The sequence below is a fragment of the Nguyenibacter vanlangensis genome, assembly GCF_013376155.1.
Lineage (GTDB): Bacteria > Pseudomonadota > Alphaproteobacteria > Acetobacterales > Acetobacteraceae > Gluconacetobacter > Gluconacetobacter vanlangensis.
In genome coordinates this window covers 1-2,151 of sequence record NZ_JABXXP010000491.1, presented here as the reverse complement: position 1 = coordinate 2,151, position 2,151 = coordinate 1, and the positions used below count along the sequence as shown (strand labels likewise).

Below are 2,151 nucleotides of genomic sequence, written 5' to 3'. Positions count from 1 at the left end.
CGGCCCGGCGCCGACGACGATTACTGGCCGGTCGTCCATGCGGCCTCCTGCGTGCGGATGCGCATGCCGTCCTGCGCCGTGGTCGAGCAGGCGCGTAACTGTTCGCCGTCCTCGGTCCAGACCCAGCAATCCTGGCAGGCGCCCATCAGGCAGAACCCGGCGCGCGGCCGGTGGTCGAACTCGTTCTGCCGCAGGCGCGTGGTGTTGGTCATCATGGCCACCAGCAGGGTATCGCCCTCGCATGCCTCGACCGCCCGGCCGTCGATGACCAGCGCGATGGTCCTGCGCCCCGTTTCGGCGACACGTCGGAACTGAACCTGCATGATCCCTCTTATCCGGATGGAGGAAGCGGAAAAAGGCGCCGTCACCCCCGCATGGCGTCCGCGACCTGGGGGTCCCGCATCACGCGGTCCAGGACCGCGACGATCCCGTCGCACAGGATGTCGATCTCATCCATGCTGCAGCAGAGCGGCGGCGCCAGGCCGATCACGTCATCGGCGAAGGCCCGGTACAGGATACCCTGTTCGTAGCCGTAGCGCCCCAGTTTTCCTGCGATGCCCAGTTTCGGGTCCGGCTTCGCCTTCGCCGCCTTGTCCGTCACCAGCTCGATGCCCGCCAGCATGCCCTTGGCGCGTGTGGCGCCGACCAGCGGATGGTTGCCCAGTCCCGCCAGCCTGGCGGCCAGGTGGCGCCCCGCCGCCACGCCGTTGTCCAGCAGGCCGCCCTCATAGAGGTCCAGCACCGCCAGGCCGATCGCCGCGCTGACCGGATGGGCGCTGTAGGTCTGCCCATGGCCGATGGCGACCCCCGGAGGGGTGTTGTCGCGGATGGTCTCGTACACCGCATCGGACAGGAACACGCCGCCCATCGGGGCATAGCCTGCGGTCAGGCCCTTGGCGACGGTCATCATGTCGGGCTCCAGCCCTTCATGTGCGCAGGCGAAGAGCGGGCCGGTGCGGCCGAAGCCGGTGATCACCTCGTCGACGACGAACAGGATGTCCAGCTCGCGGCAGGCGGCCTGCATCGCGCGCGCCCATCCGTCCGGCGGGACGATCACCCCGCCGGACCCCTGCACCAGTTCGCAGTAGAACGCGGCCACCTGGTCCGGGCCGCCGAGCGACGCGACCATATCGTGCAGCGCCCGGACCGACGCATGGATGATCGCCTCGCCATCCGGCCCGGCGGGATGGCGATAGGGATCGGGGCTGGGAAGATGGTGCTGCCACGGCAGGGGCACGTCCGCGTCGCGGTGGAACACCGGCAGCGCCGTCAGGCCCGACCCGGCGAAGGACGAGCCGTGATAGCCCTTCTCCAGCCCGATCACGTGCCGTTTCTGCGGCATGCCGCGTGCGTTCTGGTAATAGCGGATGAAGCGCAGCGTGCCGTCCACCGCGTCCGACCCGCCCAGCGAGAAATAGATCCGATTCAGCGTGCCCGGCGCATGGCGGGTCAGGCGGGCGGCCAGCTCGATCGCCGGTTCGCAGGAGAATCCGAAATACCCCGTGGCATAAGGAAGTTTTTCAAGCTGCCTGCGTCCCGCCTCGATCACGCTGTCGCAGCCATAGCCGGTATTGACGCACCACAGGCCGGCGAACCCGTCCAGCAGGCGCCGCCCCTCGCTGTCCGTCAGCCATGCGCCCTTGCCGGACTCCAGGATGGTGGCACCAGCCGCCTCGTGGCCGCGCCAGGACGAGACGGGATGGATCAGATGCTCGCGGTCGAGCGAAATGAGGCGCGCGGTATCCATGGCGGTATCCTGTCGGGATCAGGACGACGATCATCGTCCGGAACGTGTGGCATGTCCTGCAAGAAACGCCGTATCCCAGAGCAGAAAATACCGTAATCGCGGCCGGAAAAGCACAGATCTCCGAATTTGCGCGGCGCGCGTTTTGCCGTTTGCGCCCGCCGCGACGCCGGGCGCAGTGTCGCGCCGGATACGGTTTGCCCACGCTCCGCAAGGTGGTTGTTTCATGTCGGCATTGAGTTTCGATCCTGCTTCGGTCACGCTGCCCTGGGGACATTTCATCGGCGGAGAGCTGATCGGCGGGGCGGGCGTGCTGCCGGTCCATGCGCCGTCGGATGGCCGCCTGCTGGGCGCGCTGCCGGAAGCGGACGCCTTCATGGTCGATCGCGCGGTGCGGCTGGCGCGGG

At 68.2% G+C, this 2,151-nt stretch carries 2 protein-coding genes and 1 pseudogene; 1 reads left to right on the top strand and 2 read right to left on the bottom strand.

What is annotated here, in order from left to right:
* Positions 1-20: 20 nt before the first annotated feature.
* Together HUK84_RS15720 and HUK84_RS15715 are read right to left on the bottom strand one after the other, a co-directional pair.
* Positions 21-323, bottom strand: a complete 303-nt coding sequence (locus HUK84_RS15720; protein ID WP_176641122.1) for a (2Fe-2S)-binding protein — start codon at positions 321-323, stop codon at positions 21-23.
* A 41-nt stretch (positions 324-364) separates the two neighbouring features.
* Complete coding sequence (locus HUK84_RS15715; protein ID WP_176641121.1) at positions 365-1,747, bottom strand: aminotransferase class III-fold pyridoxal phosphate-dependent enzyme; 1,383 nt, start codon at positions 1,745-1,747, stop codon at positions 365-367.
* A 223-nt stretch (positions 1,748-1,970) separates the two neighbouring features.
* Between HUK84_RS15715 and HUK84_RS15710 the strand changes: the two are divergent.
* Positions 1,971-2,151: pseudogene (locus HUK84_RS15710) on the top strand (aldehyde dehydrogenase family protein); the annotation flags it as partial.

What these genes read in the sequence shown, in the direction of transcription:
- HUK84_RS15720 (WP_176641122.1), bottom strand. Translation starts at nt 323, where the DNA reads ATGCAGGTTCAGTTCCGACGTGTCGCCGAAACGGGGCGCAGGACCATC.
- HUK84_RS15715 (WP_176641121.1), bottom strand. Translation starts at nt 1,747, where the DNA reads ATGGATACCGCGCGCCTCATTTCGCTCGACCGCGAGCATCTGATCCAT.